This window comes from Pseudolabrys sp. Root1462, assembly GCF_001426945.1.
Taxonomy (GTDB): Bacteria; Pseudomonadota; Alphaproteobacteria; order Rhizobiales; family Xanthobacteraceae; genus Pseudolabrys.
In genome coordinates, this window is record NZ_LMFS01000001.1 from 1,773,813 (window position 1) to 1,792,836 (window position 19,024).

A 19,024-nucleotide genomic window follows, 5' to 3' on the forward strand; every position below is an offset into this window, starting at 1 on the left:
GGGCGCTCCTTGACAGGAGCGCCCCGAGAGAGGGCGGCGTCGCGATCCGCGACGCCGCAAAGCAGCGGCACTCAGGCCGAGTAGTACATTTCGAACTCGACCGGGTGCGGCGTGTGCTCGAAGCGGATGACCTCGGTCATCTTCAGCTCGATGTAGCTGTCGATAAAGTCGTCATCGAACACGCCGCCGGCCTTGAGGAAGTCGCGGTCCTTGTCGAGGCTTTCCAGCGCCTCGCGCAAGCTGCCGCACACCGTCGGGATCTGCTTCAGCTCGGCCTTCGGCAGGTCGTACAGATCCTTGTCCATCGCGTCGCCGGGGTGGAGCTTGTTCTTGATGCCGTCGAGGCCGGCCATCAGCAGCGCGGAGAAGCAGAGGTAGGGATTGGCCAGCGGATCGGGGAAACGCACTTCCACGCGCTTGGCCTTCGGGCTCTCGGTATAGGGGATGCGGCACGAGGCCGAGCGGTTGCGCGCCGAGTAGGCGAGCAGCACCGGCGCCTCGAAGCCCGGCACCAGACGCTTGTAGGAGTTGGTGGTCGGGTTGGTGAAGGCGTTGATCGCCTTGGCGTGCTTGATGACGCCGGCGATGTAGGACAGGCACATGTCGGAGAGACCGGCATACTTGTCGCCGGCGAACATCGGCTTGCCGTCCTTCCAGATCGACTGGTGGCAGTGCATGCCCGAGCCGTTGTCGCCGTAGATCGGCTTCGGCATGAACGTCGCCGTCTTGCCGTAGATCTGCGCGACCTGCTGGATGCAATACTTATAGATCTGCAAGTGGTCGGCCATGATGGTCATCGGACCGAACTTCAGGCCGAGTTCGTGCTGCGCCGACGCCACTTCGTGATGGTGCTTTTCGACCTTGGCGCCCATGCGCGCCATCGCGCCCAGCATTTCCGAGCGCATGTCCTGCGCCGAGTCCTGCGGCGGCACCGGGAAGTAGCCCTTCTTGATGCCGATGCGGTGGCCGAGGTTGCCGCCTTCATAATCGGTGTCGGAATTGGTCGGCAGTTCGATCGAGTCGAGCTTGAAGCCGGTGTTGTAGGGATCGGCCTTGTACTTGACGTCGTCGAACACGAAGAACTCGGCTTCCGGGCCGAAGAAGATGGTGTCGCCGTAGCCCATCGACTTGACCAGGGCTTCGGCCTTGCGGGCAATGCCGCGCGGGTCGCGGTTATAGGGTTCGCCCGTGGTCGGCTCGAGCACGTCGCAGACCAGCACCAGGGTGGTCTCGGCGAAGAACGGATCGATGCAGGCGGTGGCCGGGTCCGGCATCAGGTTCATGTCGGATTCGTTGATCGCCTTCCAGCCGGCGATCGACGAGCCGTCGAACATCTGGCCTTCAACGAAGGTGTCTTCCTCGATCAGCGAGACGTCGAACGTGACGTGCTGCCATTTGCCGCGCGGATCGGTGAAGCGGAAATCGACGTATTTGACGTCGTTATCCTTGATCATCTTCATGACATTCTTGGCTGTCGTCATCGGTCGCTTATCCCCTGGCTGGAATGGGTCAATCCGGCCGCGACATTTGGCCAGACGTCAGATGGCGTCAATACCGGATTCACCGGTTCTGATGCGGATCGCCTCTTCGATGTTCGACACGAAGATCTTGCCGTCACCGATCCGGCCGGTCTGGGCGGCGCGGCGGATGGCGTCGACCGCCTTGTCCAGCATGTCGTCGCCGAGCACGATCTCGATCTTCACCTTGGGCAGGAAATCGACGACGTATTCAGCGCCGCGATATAGCTCGGTGTGACCCTTCTGGCGGCCGAAACCCTTCGCTTCCGTCACGGTAATGCCCTGAAGCCCGACCTCCTGGAGGGCTTCCTTCACCTCGTCGAGCTTGAAGGGCTTGATGATGGCCTCGATTTTTTTCATCCACTTGTCTCTCTTCCAACAGTGCCCAAAGCCATCGACGGCTGAGGAGCCGCGCTAACCCTTGCGAGCAGCGCTGGTGTTTGCAGGTCTTGTGCCAGATCGCGCACCAATCGATTTCCATTCCACAGCAATGCTTTGAGCCTTATACCGCAGCAACTAAATCGATCTGCCTAAGATTCAGTGCCGCGCAATTAAGCATTATGCCCATATATTAGCCAGAGCGGGAAAGCCGTTGCAACGCAGCAACTTGAGGCAGGCCATCGCATACGGAAGAACGCTGAATTGTCGGCCATATTCACGGCCGATAGTGTCGAACACATGAATGAGCTTTTGACGACCGCCGAGATGGCCGAGGCGGACCGCGCCACGATCGCGGCAGGCACCTCGGGGCTGCGCCTGATGGAGCATGCCGGCCGTGCGGTGGCCGAAGCGATCAACCCGCAGCAAAAGCGCGTCCTGGTTGTTGCGGGACCGGGCAACAATGGCGGCGACGGCTTTGTCGCGGCGCGGCTCCTGGCCGAACGCGGACACGCCGTGACGGTGATGCTGGTCGGCGACATTGCTCGCCTCAAGGGCGATGCCTTGGCGGCATTCGAGCACTGGCGCGGACCGACGGTGCCGGCGTCGTCCGGCGCCATCAAGGATTGCGACATCGTCATCGACGCGCTGTTCGGTGCCGGCCTCGATCGGCCGGTCGATGGACTGCCGCGGACGATGATCGAGGCAATGAACGCCAGCGGCGTGCCGATCATCGCCGTCGATCTGCCGAGCGGCGTCAATGGCACCACCGGCGCGGTCATGGGCGTGGCGGTTAATGCCGCGCGCACGGTGACGTTCTTCCGCAAGAAGACCGGTCACCTGCTGCTGCCCGGCCGGCTGCATTGCGGCCCGGTCGTGATCGCGGATATCGGCATTCCGCCGAGTGTGCTCGGGGCCATCAAGCCGCAGGCTTTTGCCAACGGGCCTGACCTGTGGCGGTCGCGCTTTCCGGTGCCGCGCGTCGACGGTCACAAATACAGCCGCGGCCACGCCGTGGTGCTGTCGGGCGGCCTGTCGACCACCGGTGCGGCCCGGCTGGCGGCTCGAGGCGCGTTGCGTGCCGGGGCAGGCCTGGTGACGATCGCCTCGCCGCGCGAAGCTCTGGCCGTCAACGCCGCCAGCAACCTTGCGATCATGGTGCGGGCGGTCGATGGGGCGGCGGAACTCGGGATGTTCCTGGCGGACCACCGGCGTAATGCCGTGGCTCTGGGGCCGGGCGGCGGCGTAGGGCCACAGATGCGGGAATTGGCGCTCACGGCGCTGCAGAGCCCGGCCGCGGTGGTGCTGGATGCCGATGCCATAACCAGTTTCGCGGAGCAGCCGGAACCATTGCTGACCGCGATCCGTGGCCGGACTTCCACGACAATTCTGACGCCGCATTCGGGGGAGTTCTATAGAATATTCAAATTAATATCAGATAATCCTAATCTTAATTCTAAGCTTGAGAAGGCCCGCGAGGCGGCCACACTGAGCGGCGCCGTGGTCCTGTTCAAGGGGCCGGATACCGTCGTCGCCGCCCCGGACGGCCGCGCTTCGATTTCTGACAATGCACCGCCTTACCTGGCGACCGCGGGGGCGGGCGATGTGCTGGCCGGCATGATCGTCGGCCTGCTGGCTCAGGGCATGGACGGCTTCGAGGCTGCCAGCGCCGCCGCGTGGCTCCATGGCGAGGCCGCTGTGGCATTCGGCCCGGGATTGATCGCCGAGGACCTGCCCGAGGCCCTGCCGCCGATTTACCGACGACTGCTCGGGTTCCCGACGGCCCCTTGAGCCGGCGGCGAACGGGGCCATCTTAGTGGTGCTTCCAATACAGCCACGACCCGCCCGGCCGCCTCAACGGCGGTGGTTTCCTGCTTTGCCCAATTTTCTTGCCCTTGCCGGGCCGAGGGGTTATGTCCGCGCGTCGCGGGCAGACAGATTTTGAAGGCCCTTTGCGGGCGTGGCGGAATTGGTAGACGCGCTGGATTTAGGTTCCAGTGGCGAAAGTCGTGGGGGTTCGAGTCCCTCCGCCCGCACCAGCCAGGGGACTTAGGTTTTTGAGTTGTTGAATGCGGGGGCGGGCCCCGCAATCCGAGCACCACGGCGCGCCGCTGTCGCGACAGACAGTGTCGCGCGTCCAACGAAGACAAAGTGAGATCATGCAGGTTACTGAAACACTCTCCGAAGGCCTGAAGCGCGAATACGCGGTCAGCATTCCGGTCGCCGAACTCGAGACCAAGGTCAATGCGCGCCTCGAGGAGCTCAAGGACAAGGTCCGCATCAACGGCTTCCGTCCGGGCAAAGTGCCGGTCGCGCACCTCAAGAAGGTCTATGGCCGTTCGGCGATGGCCGAAGTAATCGAAGCGTCGGTACGCGACGTCAACCAGAAGATCGTCACCGACAACAATTTCAAGTTGGCCGCCGATCCGAAGGTGACGCTGCCGTCGGAAGAGGGCGAGGTCGAGAAGCTCATCACCGGTGGCTCGGATCTCCAGTACACCGTCGGCATCGAGATCGTTCCCGAGATCAAGCTCGGCGATTTCAAGTCGATCAAGCTCACAAAGCTGACGACCGATGTCACCGACGCCGAGATCGACGAGGCGGTGGAACGCATCGCAAAGCAGAACCGGCCCTATGCCGCCAAGGCTGAGGGCGCCAAGGCGGAGACCGGCGACCGCGTCATCATCTCGTTCGTCGGCACCATCGACGGCAAGCCGTTCGAGGGCGGCACCGGCGACGACATCGCGGTCGAAATCGGCTCCGGCACGTTCATTCCGGGCTTCGAGGATCAGCTCATCGGCATTGCCGCCGGCGAGAACCGCACCGTGAAGGCGAAGTTTCCGGAGCGCTACGCCAATGCAGAGCTCGCCGGCAAGGACGCCGAATTCGCCACGACGGCGAAGTCGATCGAAGCCCCGGGCGAGGTCACGGTGGACGATGAATTCGCCAAGCAGCTCGGCCTGGAATCGCTGGCCAAGCTGCGTGAGGCCGTGAAGGAACGCATCGGCCGCGACTATCAGCAGATGTCGCGCCAGAAGGTGAAGCGCGCGCTGCTCGACGAGCTCGACAAGCTGCACAAGTTCGATCTGCCGCCGACGCTGGCGGAAGACGAGTTCAACCGCGTCTGGTCATCGGTGACCGAAGAGCTCAAGGCGGAGAACAAGACCTTCGCCGACGAGAACACCACCGAGGAAAAGGCGAAAGAGGAATACCGCGCCATCGCCGAGCGCCGGGTGCGCCTTGGCCTCGTGCTCGCCGAGATCGGCGAGAAGAACAAGATCACGGTGGGCGACGAGGAACTGTCGCGCGCGGTCGCCGAGCGCGCCCGCCAGTTCGCCGGTCAGGAACAGCGCGTCTGGGATTACTACCGCCAGAACCCGGATGCGCTCGCCTCGCTGCGCGCGCCGATTTTCGAGGAGAAGGTTGTCGACTTCCTGCTCGAACTCGCCGACGTGACCGACAAAAAGGTATCGCGCGAAGAGCTGATGAAGGAAGAGGAAGAGGCGGAGGGGGCTTAACCAAATCCCCGCTGTCTCTTGCACGATTGCTTAATCGGCATCGGCCAAAATGGCCAACCGGCAGGTATCGCGACGCCTGCCGGTCGTTATGCCCAACTTCGGGCGTGGCGAACTAACGCCTGTTAGCCTTGCGTCTTAAGACACTTGTCACCAGGCCCTAGGGTGGCCCTTGCGGATGGGGGCAACCGAAAATAGATCGTCGGAGCGCGGCTACCGGCTAATCTAGCCCGTGTGATTCGCGTCGTTACGCCCTTTGGAGCCGCCATGAAAGATCCGATCGATACCTACATGAACCTCGTGCCGATGGTGGTCGAACAGACTAACCGCGGCGAACGGGCGTACGACATTTTCTCCCGGCTCCTGAAGGAACGCATCATCTTCATTACCGGCCCGATCGAAGACGGTATGTCGACCTTGATCGTGGCGCAGCTTCTGTTCCTCGAAGCCGAGAACCCGAAGAAAGAAATCTCGATGTACATCAACTCGCCTGGCGGGGTGGTGACGTCCGGGATGGCTATTTACGACACGATGCAGTTCATCCGCCCGGCCGTCTCGACGCTGTGCATCGGCCAGGCCGCTTCGATGGGTTCGCTGCTGCTCGCCGCCGGCGAGAAGGACATGCGTTTCGCGCTGCCGAACGCGCGCATCATGGTGCACCAGCCGTCTGGCGGCTTCCAGGGCCAGGCGACCGACATCATGCTGCACGCGCAGGAGATTTTGAACCTGAAGAAGCGGCTGAACGAGATCTACGTGCACCACACCGGCCAGGCGCTGAAGAAGATCGAGGATGCGTTGGAGCGCGATTACTTCCTCACCGCTGAGGCGGCGCGCGACTTCGGCATCGTCGACAAGGTCATCGAGAAGCGGCCGCAGGACGCTGGCCTCAAGCCGGCCTGATGCGGTTCGCCAGCTTTCGGGATGCGAAAGTTCCCCGCATCCCGACGTTTAAATGGCCCGGGAGGGCCTTGAGATAACGGTAATTTGCACCGGTTTTGCCCACAAATCCGGCCAACGTTATCGTTAATACATTCTTGATCATCCTCCCCGTAGCATGCTTCGCTTATGCTTCGGTCGGGAAAGGGGTTAGCGGCCGCCCGGAGTAAATGGCCGCCGTGTTGGAGTTGCGGCGCGAAATTTGCTTCGCTGACAATCGGGTCCGGCTTGCCGGGCCATGGCGGGGTGACGCAACGAGCGATACTTTGATCGGTCTGCTTGGTCAGGTATTGGGACGAGTGAGACGGAGAACGGAATGAGCAAAGTCGGCAGCACCGATTCCAAGAACACCTTGTACTGCTCGTTCTGCGGCAAGAGCCAGCACGAAGTCAGAAAGCTGATCGCGGGTCCAACCGTTTTCATCTGCGACGAGTGCGTCGAGCTCTGCATGGACATCATTCGCGAGGAGAATAAATCCTCGCTGGTGAAGTCGCGCGACGGCATTCCGACGCCAAAGGAAATCTGCAAGGTCCTCGACGACTACGTGATCGGTCAGATGCATGCCAAGCGCGTGCTCTCGGTCGCCGTGCACAATCACTACAAGCGGCTCAACCACCAGACCAAGCACCAGGACGTCGAACTGGCGAAGTCGAACATCCTGCTGATCGGTCCGACCGGTTCTGGCAAGACGCTGCTGGCTCAGACGCTGGCGCGAATCCTCGACGTGCCGTTCACGATGGCCGATGCAACGACGCTCACCGAGGCCGGCTACGTCGGCGAGGACGTCGAGAACATCATCCTGAAGCTGTTGCAGGCCGCAGACTACAATGTCGAACGCGCCCAGCGCGGCATCGTCTATATCGACGAAATCGACAAGATCAGCCGCAAGTCCGACAATCCGTCGATCACCCGCGACGTGTCGGGTGAGGGCGTACAGCAGGCATTGCTGAAGATCATGGAAGGGACGGTCGCTTCCGTGCCGCCGCAGGGCGGCCGCAAGCATCCGCAGCAGGAATTCCTGCAGGTCGACACCACCAACATCCTGTTCATCTGCGGTGGTGCGTTCTCTGGGTTGGACAAGATCATCTCGAGCCGTGGCAAGTCGACCTCGATCGGCTTCGGCGCCAAGGTGACCTCGCCGGAAGACCGCCGCATGGGCGAGATCTTCCGCGACGTCGAGCCGGAAGATCTGCTCAAGTACGGCCTCATTCCGGAGTTCGTTGGCCGTCTGCCGGTCGTCGCCACGCTGGAAGACCTGGACGAGGCGTCGCTGAAGAAAATTCTGGTCGAGCCGAAGAACGCGCTGGTCAAGCAGTACCAGCGCCTGTTCGAGATGGAGTCGATCGACCTGACCTTGGCCGAGGAAGCTCTCGGCGCGATTGCCCGCAAGGCGATCGAGCGCAAGACCGGCGCCCGCGGCCTGCGGTCGATCATGGAGGGCATCCTGCTCGACACCATGTTCGATCTGCCCTCGCTCGAGGGCGTCGAGGAGGTCGTGATCTCCAAGGAGGTCGTGGAGGGGACGGCGCGGCCGCTCTACATCTACGCCGACCGCAGCGACCGCACCGCCGACCAGGGCTCCGCCAGCGCCTGATCTTTCCCGGTTCCGAAGTGAACTACCGGCCTCTTTTGGGGCCGGTAGCCCGTTGCCGCGTGCCCAGTTCCAGCAACGCTGCCGGCCCACGGAACGGCGGCTGAATATCCCGGTGCGGGACGGCTTAATCGTCGCAGAATCAAAGCGTTTGTGTTGTGCTTCGACGCTAGCCCGATCTTAACTGGAGTTTCGGGCATTACTTGCGGAGGGGTGGTCACCATCCTACGTATAGTGCTGTCGAACAACTGGCGTACAAAGCGTCGTTTTAGACGAAGGAACTGACCCCGAAACTCATGCTCGGGGGTGGAACGCGAAACAGGAAGCGCGTTCCGACGTTTCTTCTTCCTGCTCGGCACTGTTCTTGCGATGCCGCTGATGCGGGTCACGGAACAGGGGCACAACACAAGGACTGGAAGCAATGACCAACAAGCCACGACCCACGCTGCAGCCGGGCGAATCCCGGGCCTATCCGGTGCTCCCGTTGCGCGACATCGTGGTGTTTCCGCACATGATCGTTCCGCTCTTTGTCGGCCGTGAAAAGTCGATCAAGGCGCTCGAAGAAGTCATGCGCTCTGACACCTTTATCCTGCTGGCGACCCAGAAGAACGCGTCCGACGACGATCCGGCCACCGACCAGATTTTCGAAGTCGGCACGCTGGCGAGCGTCCTGCAACTCCTGAAGCTGCCCGACGGCACCGTGAAGGTGCTGGTCGAGGGCGCGACGCGTGCCAAGGTCTCCAAGTACAGCGACCGCGACGAATACTATGAAGCCGACGCAACCCCGATCGTCGACGATGTCGGCGAGAAGGTCGAAGCGGAAGCCATGGCGCGTTCGGTCGTCACCGAATTCGAAAACTATGTGAAGCTGAACAAGAAGGTGTCGCCGGAAGTCGTCGGCGTGATCCAGCAGATCGAGGATTACGCCAAGCTCGCCGACACGGTGGCTTCGCATCTCGCCGTCAAGATTCCGGACAAGCAGGACATCCTGGAGACGCCGTCCGTCACCGCGCGCCTTGAGAAGGTGCTCGGCCTGATGGAGAGCGAGATCTCGGTTCTGCAGGTGGAAAAGCGCATCCGCACCCGCGTCAAGCGGCAGATGGAGAAGACCCAGCGCGAGTACTACCTCAACGAGCAGATGAAGGCGATCCAGAAGGAGCTCGGCGACGAGGAAGGCAAGGACGAACTTGCCGAACTCGAGGATAAGATCAAGAAGACCAAGCTGTCGAAGGAAGCCCGCGAGAAGGCGCAGCACGAGCTGAAGAAGCTGCGTCAGATGTCGCCGATGTCGGCCGAAGCCACCGTCGTGCGCAACTATCTCGATTGGCTGCTGTCGATCCCGTGGGGCAAGAAGGGCAAGGTCAAGAAGGATCTCACCGCCGCCGAAACCATTCTCGATGCCGATCACTACGGCCTCGAGAAGGTCAAGGAACGCATCGTCGAGTATCTCGCCGTGCAGCAGCGCGCCAACAAGCTGACCGGTCCGATCCTGTGTCTCGTCGGCCCTCCGGGCGTCGGCAAGACCTCGCTCGGCAAGTCGATCGCCAAGGCGACCGGCCGTGAGTTCGTGCGCGTGTCGCTCGGCGGCGTGCGTGACGAGGCCGAGATCCGTGGTCACCGGCGGACCTACATCGGCTCGATGCCTGGCAAGATCATCCAGTCGATGAGAAAGGCCAAGTCGTCGAACCCGCTGTTCCTGCTGGATGAGATCGACAAGATGGGCGCCGATTTCCGCGGCGATCCGTCCTCGGCTTTGCTCGAGGTTCTGGATCCGGAGCAGAACTCGACGTTCAACGACCACTATCTCGAGGTGGATTACGACCTGTCGAACGTGATGTTCATCACGACCGCCAACACGCTCAACATTCCTGGGCCGTTGATGGATCGTATGGAGATCATCCGCATCGCCGGTTACACCGAGGATGAAAAGCTGGAGATCGCGCGCAAGCATCTGATTCCGCACGCGGTCGCCAAGCACGGTTTGGCGCCTCAGGAATGGACCATCAACGATGAAGGTCTGTTGCTGCTGATCCGGCGCTACACCCGGGAAGCCGGCGTGCGTAGTCTCGAACGCGAACTGTCGACCCTTGTCCGCAAGGCCGTGAAGGAGATCATGACTTCCGACAAGAAGTCGATCGCCGTCACCGCTCAGAATCTCGCCGACTATCTCGGCGTGGCGAAGTATCGCTACGGCGAAGTGGAGGCGGAAGATCTGGTCGGCATGGTCACGGGTCTGGCGTGGACCGATGTGGGCGGCGAGCTGCTCACCATCGAAGGCACCTCGATGCCGGGCAAGGGCAGGATGACCGTCACCGGCAATCTGCGTGACGTGATGAAGGAGTCGATCTCGGCGGCGGCGTCCTACGTCCGCTCCCGCTCGGTCGCCTTCGGCATCGAGCCGCCACTGTTCGACAAGCGCGACATCCACGTGCACGTGCCGGAGGGCGCGACACCCAAGGATGGTCCGTCCGCGGGCGTCGCGATGGTCACGGCTATCGTCTCGGTGATGACCGGCATTCCGGTCCGCAAGGACGTCGCCATGACCGGTGAGATCACGCTGCGCGGCAGGGTGCTGCCGATCGGCGGCTTGAAGGAAAAGCTGCTGGCCGCCGCGCGCGGTGGCATCAAGACTGTGCTGATCCCGGAGGAGAACGCCAAGGATCTGGTGGAAATCTCCGAGACCGTCAAGAAGCACCTCGAGATCGTTCCGGTTTCCCGGATGGACGAGGTGCTGGCCAAGGCCCTGGTGCGCAAGCCGGAACCGATCGAGTGGGACGAGGCGGCTGCCGCTGCCGCGGCCGCCGCCGACAAGAAGACCGGCGACGAGTCTGGCCTGACCGCACACTAAGCGGCCGGCCTCTGAATGTGAAAACGGCGCCTTCGGGCGCCGTTTTTATTTGGGTGCTGGCGCGGCAGCGCTTGCACGACGACGCAGTACCGCGTTATCTCGCGGCGGATTGGGCAGTTAGCTCAGCGGTAGAGCATCCCGTTTACACCGGGACGGTCGGGAGTTCGATCCTCTCACTGCCCACCATCCCATCACTCAGGCCATTGCCGGCAATCGCGCCAGGCTCCGGATCGGCGAGCGCAGGATGATCGCCGCCTGGATCAGGAAGCCGATGCAGGCGACGACGATGCAGGCCTCGGCGCCGTAGGCGCCGCCGATGAGACCGCCGAGCGCTGCGCCGACTGGCCGCGCGCCGGTATTGGCCGTCATGAACAGCGCCGACACGCGGCCGAGCAGCGCTTCGGGCGTGACGGCTTGCCGGAGTGTCGTCGACGATATGACCCAGACGATCGGGCCGGCGCCGAACAGGAAGAACGACACGGCGGCCAGCGCGCCCGAAGGCCATTGCAGCGTCGCGAGCATCACCGCGATCGCCGCGACAGACACGACAGGGCCGAGCGCGACCGCGCTGCCGAACGACATCGAGGCGACGACGCGCGGCGCCAGCAGCGCGCCCGCCACCATGCCGATGCCGTAGACGGCGAGCGTCGCGCCGACGCCGGTCGCGGACAGTCCGAGCCGATGCACGGCGTAAGGCACATAGGCCGCCTGCAGGACGAACCACGCGAGATTCCAGGCGACGGCGGTGAGCAGGATCGGCCGCAGCCATTCGTGCCGCCAGACGAAGCCGGCGCCTTCCTTCAGATCGGCGACGATATGGCGCGGCGCTTGTGCCGGACGTTGCGGTTCGGGGATGCCGATCAAGAGCGCGGCGGCGATGGCCGACAATGCGGCCGCGAGGATGAATGTCGGCGACGCGCCGAGCCAGCCGACAAGCGCGCCCGCGAGCGCGGGGCCGGCGGCGAAGGCGACGCTGCGCGCCAGTTCGAGCCGGCCATTGGCGGCGACGAATTGTTGCCGCGGCACGAGCGCCGGCACCAGCGCGGGCGCGGCGACGCTGAAGGCCACGGTGCCGGTGGCGGCGGCAAAACCGATCAGCGCCAATAGCGGCACCGACAGCCATGCGAGCCCGGCTAACATCGGCAGCGACAGCAGCGCGACGCAGCGCAGCGCCTCGGCCAGCGCCATCAGCGAGCGTCGTGAGGTGCGGTCGGCAAGCACGCCCGCCGGAAACGACAGCAGCAGAAACGGCAAGGTCTGCGCCGCCGTGAGAAAGCCGGTCGCGCCCGCACCGGCGCCGAGCACGAGCACGGCGATCATCGGCGCGGCGGCAAGGCCGATCTGGTCGGCCGATTGCGCAATCAGGTTCGACCACGCCAGCCGCCGGAAGGCCGTCGGCAAAGGGTGATGGTGCAAACTTTCCGACATGGCGCCTCGCAACCTGACCGAACGATGCGGTTAGGTCGCAGAAGACGCCAAGGTCCACCACCCGGATCCTGATCGCGAGGCAGTGTCGCTCCGGCGCGCATCAGCGCTCGTCAGTCAGGCCCGCTCTTCCCACAGCGCCGCCAGATGCACGATGGTGCGCACGGCGGCCTGCATGTCCTGGACGCTGACCCATTCCAGAGGCGAGTGGAAGGCGTGTTCGCCGGCGAAGATGTTGGGGCAGGGCAGTCCCATGAAGGACAGCCGCGAGCCGTCGGTGCCGCCACGAATTGAGCCTTTGACCGGTGTCAGACCGGCGCGGCGCACCGCTTCCATGGCGTTGTCGACGATCGCTGGATGCTTGTCGAGCACGACGCGCATGTTGCGGTACTGCTCCTTGAGCTCGAAGCGATAAGTCGAGCGCGGGAAGTCTCGCATCACGTCCTTGACCGTCTGCTCCAGCAACTGCCCCTTTGCGCGCAAGCCGGCCTCGTCGAAATCGCGGACGATGTATTGCAGTTTGGCTTCGCCAAGCTGCGAGGTGACCGACACCGGGTGCAGGAATCCTTCGCGGCCATCGGTCGTTTCCGGGGTGCAGGTGTCCTTCGGCAGCGCATCGACGATTCGCGCCGCGATCTTTATGGCGTTTTCCATCTTGCCCTTGGCGAAGCCCGGATGCGCGGCGACGCCGGTGATGGAGATAATCGCCGCGTCGGCCGAGAAGGTCTCATCTTCAATGCTGCCCGCAGCCTCGCCGTCGATCGTATAGGCGAAGTCGGCGGCAAGCCGCTTCAGGTCGGCTTTGTCGACTCCGCGGCCGATCTCCTCGTCCGGCGTGAACAACACCTTGATGGTGCCGTGCTTGATCTCGGGATGGGCGACGAGAAAACGCATGGCATCGACGATCTCGGCCAGCCCCGCCTTGTTATCCGCACCGAGCAGCGTGGTGCCGTCCGAGGTGACGATGTCGTTGCCGATCTGCTGGGCGAGTGAAGCATGTTCGGCGGCGTGGATGACCTGGGCCTCGTCGCCCGGCAGGACGATGTCGCCGCCCTGGTAGTTCCGCACGATCTGCGGCTTCACATTGGCGCCGCTACAGTCCGGCGATGTGTCCATGTGCGAGCAAAAGCAGATCACCGGGACGGTTTTGTCGGTGTTGGCCGGCAGCGTGGCGTAGACATAGCCGTTATCGTCCATCGCGGCGTCGCTGAGGCCGATGTCGCGCAGTTCGCTCACCAGTAGGCGGCCGAGATCTTTCTGCTTCTGTGTGGACGGCGTCGTCGGCGATGCCGGGTCGGACTGTGTATCGATCCCGACGTAACGCAAGAACCGCTCGAGCACGGTGTAGTCGAAGGCGAGAGAGGCGGACATCGTCGAATCCATCAACACCAAAAACAAAACGGCAGGCCGGGCTTGTCGCCGCAGCCTGCCGTCTAATTTGCCGGAGAGTCCAGCGCCGGAAGCGTCAGACCGCTTCCTTGAGTTCCTTGGCGGCGCGGAACGCGACCTTCTTCGACGCCTTGATCTGAATCTGTTCGCCCGTGGCCGGGTTACGGCCGATGCGCGCAGCGCGCTTGCGCACCTGAAGAATGCCGAGACCACCGATGCGGATGCGCTCGCCCTTCTTGAGGTGCTTCACGATGCTGCCGACGAAATCGCCGAGGACGGTTTCAGCCTGCTTCTTGGACATCTCGTGCGATTCGGCGAGCGCCGCAGCGAGATGCTTCAGGGTAACCGTTGCCGGAGCCTTACTTGCCGTAGCCATCAGGGGACCCTCCTCTTGAGCCGCAAGGCTGGCGAAGCGCCAGACCGTGACGTCCGCATTAGACGATTCGGGTGCGGTCTGACCATGATTCTTAGCGATAAATGGGGCTTTTTCGCAATTGTGACGGGCTCAAACGTGTTTGCCTTGACTTGGCGCGGAGCCCCCTATAACTCACCGCAACGCCCGCGGGGGCGTAGCTCAGTTGGTTAGAGCGCTGCCCTGTCACGGCAGAGGCCGCGGGTTCGAGTCCCGTCGCTCCCGCCATTTCTCCGATGAAAATCAGAGACTTAAAAAGGCTCGCCATTTGGCGAGCCTTTTTCGTTGTGCGATACTGACCCGACACGGCCGGGCCGCTGGGCGGTGGCAGATCATCCCACTGCCGCGCCTGGTCAGCGCCGCCACCGATCGGGACGCCAACCGGAGGAGTTAAGCCCATGCCTAACCCGGATCTGGGCGTCAAAGCCCTGTTTTTCGATGTTTTCGGCACCATGGTGGACTGGCGCATCTCGGTTGCCCGCGAATCCGAGCGAATCCTCGGCGACCTCGGCTTCGACCTCGACTGGCTGGCCTTTGCCGACGGCTGGCGCGGCGAGTACCAGCCCGGCATGGAGGAAGTGCGCTCCGGCCGCATGCCATTCAGCAAGCTGGACGTGCTGCACCGTGCCAATCTCGTGCGCATGGCGCCGCGCTTCGGCCTCGACAGCCTGTCGGACGAAGTGCTCGACGACCTGACCCAGGTCTGGCACCGGCTCGACGCCTGGCCGGAAGTGCCGGCGGCCCTGGAGCGGCTGAAGACCAAATTCCGCATAGCGCCGGTGTCGAACGGAAACATATCCCTGATGGTCGATCTGGCACGGCGCAACGATCTGCCGTGGGACGCCATTCTCGGCGCCGAGATTGCCGGCGACTACAAGCCCAAGCCTAAAGTCTACCTCGCCGCCTGTGCCGCGCTCGATCTCGAGCCGCGGCAGTGCATGATGGTGGCGGCGCATTCCAACGATCTCGCCGCGGCTGCGGCCTGTGGTCTGCGCACCGGGCATGTCGCACGTCCGAATGAGCATGGCCCCGGTACCGGCGAACGCTCGCCGACTGTGCCTGTCGACGTGGCGGGGAGCGATCTTGCCGATGTCGCGTACCAACTGGGCGCTTGAGCGCGCTGGCGCCATCGGGGTTCGCGTCGGCGCCTAGCCCGAGTCGCGCTCATGTTCCGAAGGGCCGGGCGGCGGCCGCCACGATCCACAGTTTGCGCGAGCGGCACGGCGTATTGCGGCCTTTTTGGCGACACAGTCGGCTTGCCAAGGCGTTGCGCGCTGCGCTAAGCCTCAGCCGCTCTGTCCTTGCAACGTTTCCAAACAAGGCCTTGGGTTTTTGAGGGTTTTGCGCGGGAACAGCGGCGCCGACGATGGCGGCCGCGACCGGCCGGAGCTGCCTTACGGGGCAGGGGGCGAAAGACGATAGAGGTCGCCGATGAGCGCATTGCTGCAGGACTATCTGCCCCTCGTGATCTTTATCGCCGTGGCGCTTGTGATCGGGCTCGCGCTTCTCGTCGCGCCGTTCATCGTCGCGTTCCAGCAGCCGGATCCGGAAAAGCTGTCGGCCTACGAGTGCGGCTTCAATTCGTTCGACGATGCGCGCATGAAATTCGACGTGCGCTTCTACCTGGTCGCCATTCTGTTCATTATATTCGATCTTGAGGTGAGCTTCTTGTTCCCTTGGGCGGTCACGTTCCATCAGGTCGGCGCTTTCGGCTTCTGGGCAATGATGCTGTTCCTCGGCGTCCTCACCATTGGTTTCATCTACGAATGGAAAAAGGGCGCGCTCGAATGGGATTGAGCGCGCTGAAGGCATCGCAATGACAATGGTTGCTCCCCAGCCCCGCGGCATTCTCGACCCGTCGACCGGCAAGCCGGTCGGGGCCGACGATCCGTTCTTTGCAAATGTTAATAACGAGCTGTCCGACAAGGGCTTCATCGTCACCGCCGCCGACGATCTCGTTACCTGGGCCCGCACCGGCTCGCTGATGTGGATGACGTTCGGTCTGGCCTGCTGCGCGGTCGAGATGATGCAGGTTTCCATGCCGCGTTACGACGTCGAGCGCTTCGGCTTCGCGCCGCGCGCGTCGCCGCGCCAGTCCGACGTTATGATCGTCGCCGGCACGCTGACCAACAAGATGGCGCCGGCGCTGCGCAAGGTTTACGACCAGATGCCGGAACCGCGTTACGTCATCTCGATGGGTTCCTGCGCCAATGGCGGTGGCTACTACCACTATTCCTACAGCGTGGTGCGCGGCTGCGACCGCATCGTTCCCGTCGACATCTACGTGCCGGGCTGTCCGCCGACGGCGGAGGCACTGCTCTATGGCGTGCTGATGCTGCAGAAGAAAATCCGCCGCGTCGGCACGATCGAGCGATAGGGGCGGGCCATGGACAACCTCACGACGCTCGACAATCTCGGCGCCTCGATCAAGGCCGCGCTGCCCGGCGCTGTGATTGGCCACGAGATCGCCTTCGGCGAACTCAACGTCACCGCCAATGCCGCCGACATCGTCAAGGTGGCGAAATATCTGCGCGACGATCCGTCATGCCAATTCCTCTGCATCATCGACGTCACCGCAGTCGATTATCCAGGGCGCGAGCAGCGATTCGACGTCGTCTATCACATGCTGTCGCCGCGGCTGAACCAGCGCATTCGCGTCAAGGTCATGACCGACGAGGCAACGCCGGTGCCGTCGCTTATCGACGTGTTCCGCGGGGCCGACTGGTTCGAGCGCGAGACCTATGATCTCTACGGCGTGCTGTTCACCGGCCATCCGGACATGCGCCGCATTCTCACCGACTACGGTTTCGAGGGACATCCGCTGCGCAAGGACTTCCCGCTCACCGGCTTCGTCGAGGTGCGCTACGACGACGAGCAGAAGCGCGTTGTCTACGACAAGGTGAAACTGGCGCAGGAATTTCGCTCGTTCGACTTCCTGTCGCCGTGGGAAGGCACCGACTACGTGCTGCCGGGCGACGAAAAGGCGAAGGAGCCGGGGCAGGGCAACAAGCTCACCGGTGAGCCCGAGAAGAAGGCGACGCCGTAATGGCCGAGACCGCAGTCCGCAACTTCACCATCAACTTCGGACCGCAGCATCCCGCGGCGCACGGTGTGTTGCGCCTGGTGCTGGAGCTCGACGGCGAGATCGTCGATCGCGTCGATCCGCATATCGGCCTTCTGCATCGCGGCACCGAGAAGCTGATCGAGGCCAAGACCTACCTGCAGGCGATTCCATATTTCGACCGGCTCGATTACGTCGCGCCGATGAATCAGGAGCACGCTTTTTGCCTCGCGGTCGAAAGGCTGCTTGGTCTCGAGGTGCCGAAGCGCGCGCAGCTCATTCGCGTGCTGTATTCGGAAATCGGCCGCATCCTGTCGCATCTTCTCAACGTCACCACGCAGGCGATGGACGTCGGCGCGCTCACTCCGCCGCTGTGGGGCTTCGAAGAGCGCGAGAAGCTGATGGTGTTCTACGAGCGCGCCTCGGGCTCGCGCATGCACGCGGCGTATTTCCGTGTCGGCGGCGTGCATCAGGATCTGCCGCGCCAGCTCATCGACGACATCTACAACTGGTGCGATCCGTTCCTGAAGGTCGTCGACGATCTCGACACGCTGCTCACCGGCAACCGCATCTTCAAGCAGCGCAACGTCGATATTGCCGTCGTCAAGCTCGAGGACGCCTGGAATTGGGGCTACTCCGGCGTCATGGTGCGCGGCTCGGGCGCGGCCTGGGATTTGCGCAAGTCGCAGCCCTACGAGTGCTACGCCGAACTCGATTTCGATATTCCAGTCGGCAAGAACGGCGACTGCTACGACCGCTATCTCATCCGCATGGAAGAGATGCGTCAGTCGGCCAAGATCATGAAGCAGTGCTGCGACAAGCTTCGCTCGGCCGAAGGCCAGGGCCCGGTCTCGGCAGTCGATCAGAAGATCGTGCCGCCGAAGCGCGGCGAGATGAAGAAGTCGATGGAAGCGCTGATCCATCACTTCAAGCTCTACACCGAAGGCTTCCACGTGCCGGCCGGCGAAGTTTATGCCGCGGTCGAGGCGCCGAAGGGCGAGTTCGGCGTCTATCTCGTCGCCGACGGCACCAACAAGCCGTACAAGTGCAAGATTCGCGCGCCCGGCTTCGCGCACCTGCAATCGATGGACTGGTTGTGCAAGGGCCATCTGCTGGCCGACGTCTCGGCCATTCTCGGTTCCATCGACATCGTGTTCGGGGAAGTTGATCGATGAGCGTTCGCCGCACCGCGCCCGCCGCAGTCCAGCCGAAGGAGTTCGCCTTCACGGCGGAGAACCTCGCTTGGGCGAAGGCGCAGATGGCCAAGTTTCCCGAGGGCCGTCAGGCTTCCGCCGTCATTCCGCTGATGTGGCGCGCGCAGGAGCAACATCACGGCTGGCTGCCCGAGGCCGCGATCCGCTACGTCGCCGACATGCTTGGCATGGAGCACATCCGCGCCATGGAAGTGGCGACGTTCTATACGATGTTCCTGCTGCAGCCTGTGGGCAAGAAGGCGCACATTCAGGTGTGCGGTACGACGCCGTGCCGTTTGCGCGGCGCCGACGACCTGTTCGAAGTCTGCAAGCACCGCATCGCGCATGATCCGTTCGAGGTGTCGGCCGACGGGAATTTCTCGTGGGAAGAGGTCGAGTGCCTGGGCGCCTGCGTCAACGCCCCGATGGCCCTGATCTGGAAGGACACGTACGAGGATCTCACGGCGGAGAGCTTCGAGAAAATCATCGACGGCTTCGCCGCCGGCAATCCGCCCAAGCCGGGGCCGCAGAACGGTCGCCAGTTTTCAGCGCCCGAGGGTGGCCCGACGACCCTGACCGATCCCGCAGTCTACGCCGCCCAGTCCAAAGCGGCTGCTCCGCAGAATACAGGCCCGGCGCTGACCGACAGCGACGCCAAGAAGCCGAGTGTCACCGCGAGCAATCGCGAAGCTCCCGAACCGAAGGCGCCGCTGTCGAAAGCCGGCGCCGACAAAAAGCCGAAACCGAATTGATCGCGCC

The 19,024-nt window shown here is 63.2% G+C and carries 16 protein-coding genes and 3 tRNA genes; 14 read left to right on the forward strand and 5 right to left on the reverse strand.

Features of this window, described 5'->3' with window-relative positions; translation table 11 throughout:
• Positions 1-71: 71 nt before the first annotated feature.
• Both glnA and ASD45_RS08800 read right to left on the reverse strand, forming a co-directional pair.
• Entirely contained in the window at positions 72-1,481 is a 1,410-nt protein-coding gene (gene glnA, locus ASD45_RS08795) for a type I glutamate--ammonia ligase (RefSeq protein ID WP_056911146.1), read from the reverse strand.
• A gap of 57 nt (positions 1,482-1,538) precedes the next feature.
• On the reverse strand, positions 1,539-1,877 hold the full coding sequence (locus ASD45_RS08800; RefSeq protein WP_056911147.1) for a P-II family nitrogen regulator: 339 nt from the start codon (positions 1,875-1,877) through the stop codon (positions 1,539-1,541).
• 318 nt (positions 1,878-2,195) lie between these two features.
• Here ASD45_RS08800 and ASD45_RS08805 point away from each other — a divergent pair, with 318 nt between their 5' ends.
• From ASD45_RS08805 to ASD45_RS08835, 7 genes are all read left to right on the forward strand, one after another.
• Complete coding sequence (locus ASD45_RS08805; protein ID WP_056911148.1) at positions 2,196-3,686, forward strand: NAD(P)H-hydrate dehydratase; 1,491 nt, start codon at positions 2,196-2,198, stop codon at positions 3,684-3,686.
• Between the two features lie 163 nt (positions 3,687-3,849).
• A tRNA-Leu gene (locus ASD45_RS08810) sits at positions 3,850-3,934 on the forward strand.
• 120 nt (positions 3,935-4,054) lie between these two features.
• Positions 4,055-5,413 (forward strand): trigger factor, encoded by a 1,359-nt coding sequence (tig, locus tag ASD45_RS08815; protein WP_056911149.1) that lies wholly within the window; start codon positions 4,055-4,057, stop codon positions 5,411-5,413.
• Positions 5,414-5,677: 264 nt separating this feature from the next.
• Positions 5,678-6,310 (forward strand): ATP-dependent Clp endopeptidase proteolytic subunit ClpP, encoded by a 633-nt coding sequence (gene clpP / locus ASD45_RS08820; RefSeq protein ID WP_056911150.1) that lies wholly within the window; start codon positions 5,678-5,680, stop codon positions 6,308-6,310.
• Between the two features lie 352 nt (positions 6,311-6,662).
• Positions 6,663-7,940, forward strand: coding sequence for an ATP-dependent Clp protease ATP-binding subunit ClpX (gene clpX, locus ASD45_RS08825; protein WP_056911151.1), 1,278 nt, complete (start codon positions 6,663-6,665; stop codon positions 7,938-7,940).
• 418 nt (positions 7,941-8,358) lie between these two features.
• Entirely contained in the window at positions 8,359-10,785 is a 2,427-nt protein-coding gene (gene lon, locus ASD45_RS08830; protein WP_056911152.1) for an endopeptidase La, read from the forward strand.
• Between the two features lie 111 nt (positions 10,786-10,896).
• Positions 10,897-10,971, forward strand: a tRNA-Val gene (locus ASD45_RS08835).
• A 9-nt stretch (positions 10,972-10,980) separates the two neighbouring features.
• On the opposite strand, the gene ASD45_RS08840 is transcribed toward ASD45_RS08835, so the two are convergent.
• From ASD45_RS08840 to ASD45_RS08850, 3 genes are all read right to left on the reverse strand, one after another.
• The gene (locus ASD45_RS08840) at positions 10,981-12,213 is read right to left on the reverse strand and encodes an MFS transporter (protein WP_056911153.1); all 1,233 of its coding nucleotides are present in this window, start codon (positions 12,211-12,213) and stop codon (positions 10,981-10,983) included.
• 114 nt (positions 12,214-12,327) lie between these two features.
• Entirely contained in the window at positions 12,328-13,581 is a 1,254-nt protein-coding gene (gene pepT, locus ASD45_RS08845) for a peptidase T (protein WP_056912669.1), read from the reverse strand.
• A gap of 94 nt (positions 13,582-13,675) precedes the next feature.
• Positions 13,676-13,975: an HU family DNA-binding protein gene (locus ASD45_RS08850; protein WP_056911154.1), complete on the reverse strand. Its 300-nt coding sequence runs from the start codon at positions 13,973-13,975 to the stop codon at positions 13,676-13,678.
• Between the two features lie 187 nt (positions 13,976-14,162).
• On the opposite strand from ASD45_RS08850, the gene ASD45_RS08855 reads away from it, so the two are divergent.
• The 7 genes from ASD45_RS08855 (at position 14,163) to nuoE (ending at position 19,017) form a co-directional block, all read left to right on the forward strand.
• Positions 14,163-14,239, forward strand: a tRNA-Asp gene (locus tag ASD45_RS08855).
• Between the two features lie 170 nt (positions 14,240-14,409).
• A complete protein-coding gene (locus ASD45_RS08860) occupies positions 14,410-15,126 on the forward strand; it encodes a haloacid dehalogenase type II (protein ID WP_244485264.1) in 717 nt (238 codons plus the stop codon).
• 316 nt (positions 15,127-15,442) lie between these two features.
• On the forward strand, positions 15,443-15,808 hold the full coding sequence (locus ASD45_RS08865; protein WP_056911155.1) for an NADH-quinone oxidoreductase subunit A: 366 nt from the start codon (positions 15,443-15,445) through the stop codon (positions 15,806-15,808).
• Between the two features lie 19 nt (positions 15,809-15,827).
• The gene (locus ASD45_RS08870) at positions 15,828-16,388 is read left to right on the forward strand and encodes an NADH-quinone oxidoreductase subunit B (RefSeq protein WP_056911156.1); all 561 of its coding nucleotides are present in this window, start codon (positions 15,828-15,830) and stop codon (positions 16,386-16,388) included.
• Between the two features lie 9 nt (positions 16,389-16,397).
• On the forward strand, positions 16,398-17,057 hold the full coding sequence (locus ASD45_RS08875) for an NADH-quinone oxidoreductase subunit C (protein WP_056911157.1): 660 nt from the start codon (positions 16,398-16,400) through the stop codon (positions 17,055-17,057).
• Positions 17,057-18,247 (forward strand): NADH-quinone oxidoreductase subunit D, encoded by a 1,191-nt coding sequence (locus ASD45_RS08880; protein ID WP_056911158.1) that lies wholly within the window; start codon positions 17,057-17,059, stop codon positions 18,245-18,247. The genes ASD45_RS08875 and ASD45_RS08880 overlap by 1 nt, the downstream gene beginning before the upstream one ends.
• Positions 18,244-19,017, forward strand: a complete 774-nt coding sequence (gene nuoE, locus ASD45_RS08885; protein WP_056911159.1) for an NADH-quinone oxidoreductase subunit NuoE — start codon at positions 18,244-18,246, stop codon at positions 19,015-19,017. The genes ASD45_RS08880 and nuoE overlap by 4 nt, the downstream gene beginning before the upstream one ends.
• Positions 19,018-19,024: the final 7 nt, after the last annotated feature.

Excerpts from the sequence above, each read along its gene's own strand:
- glnA (WP_056911146.1), bottom strand. The coding sequence starts at position 1,481 with ATGACGACAGCCAAGAATGTCATGAAGATGATCAAGGATAACGACGTC.
- ASD45_RS08800 (WP_056911147.1), bottom strand. The coding sequence starts at position 1,877 with ATGAAAAAAATCGAGGCCATCATCAAGCCCTTCAAGCTCGACGAGGTG.
- ASD45_RS08805 (WP_056911148.1), top strand. The coding sequence starts at position 2,196 with ATGAATGAGCTTTTGACGACCGCCGAGATGGCCGAGGCGGACCGCGCC.
- tig (WP_056911149.1), top strand. The coding sequence starts at position 4,055 with ATGCAGGTTACTGAAACACTCTCCGAAGGCCTGAAGCGCGAATACGCG.
- clpP (WP_056911150.1), top strand. The coding sequence starts at position 5,678 with ATGAAAGATCCGATCGATACCTACATGAACCTCGTGCCGATGGTGGTC.
- clpX (WP_056911151.1), top strand. The coding sequence starts at position 6,663 with ATGAGCAAAGTCGGCAGCACCGATTCCAAGAACACCTTGTACTGCTCG.
- lon (WP_056911152.1), top strand. The coding sequence starts at position 8,359 with ATGACCAACAAGCCACGACCCACGCTGCAGCCGGGCGAATCCCGGGCC.
- ASD45_RS08840 (WP_056911153.1), bottom strand. The coding sequence starts at position 12,213 with ATGTCGGAAAGTTTGCACCATCACCCTTTGCCGACGGCCTTCCGGCGG.
- pepT (WP_056912669.1), bottom strand. The coding sequence starts at position 13,581 with ATGTCCGCCTCTCTCGCCTTCGACTACACCGTGCTCGAGCGGTTCTTG.
- ASD45_RS08850 (WP_056911154.1), bottom strand. The coding sequence starts at position 13,975 with ATGGCTACGGCAAGTAAGGCTCCGGCAACGGTTACCCTGAAGCATCTC.
- ASD45_RS08860 (WP_244485264.1), top strand. The coding sequence starts at position 14,410 with ATGCCTAACCCGGATCTGGGCGTCAAAGCCCTGTTTTTCGATGTTTTC.
- ASD45_RS08865 (WP_056911155.1), top strand. The coding sequence starts at position 15,443 with ATGAGCGCATTGCTGCAGGACTATCTGCCCCTCGTGATCTTTATCGCC.
- ASD45_RS08870 (WP_056911156.1), top strand. The coding sequence starts at position 15,828 with ATGACAATGGTTGCTCCCCAGCCCCGCGGCATTCTCGACCCGTCGACC.
- ASD45_RS08875 (WP_056911157.1), top strand. The coding sequence starts at position 16,398 with ATGGACAACCTCACGACGCTCGACAATCTCGGCGCCTCGATCAAGGCC.
- ASD45_RS08880 (WP_056911158.1), top strand. The coding sequence starts at position 17,057 with ATGGCCGAGACCGCAGTCCGCAACTTCACCATCAACTTCGGACCGCAG.
- nuoE (WP_056911159.1), top strand. The coding sequence starts at position 18,244 with ATGAGCGTTCGCCGCACCGCGCCCGCCGCAGTCCAGCCGAAGGAGTTC.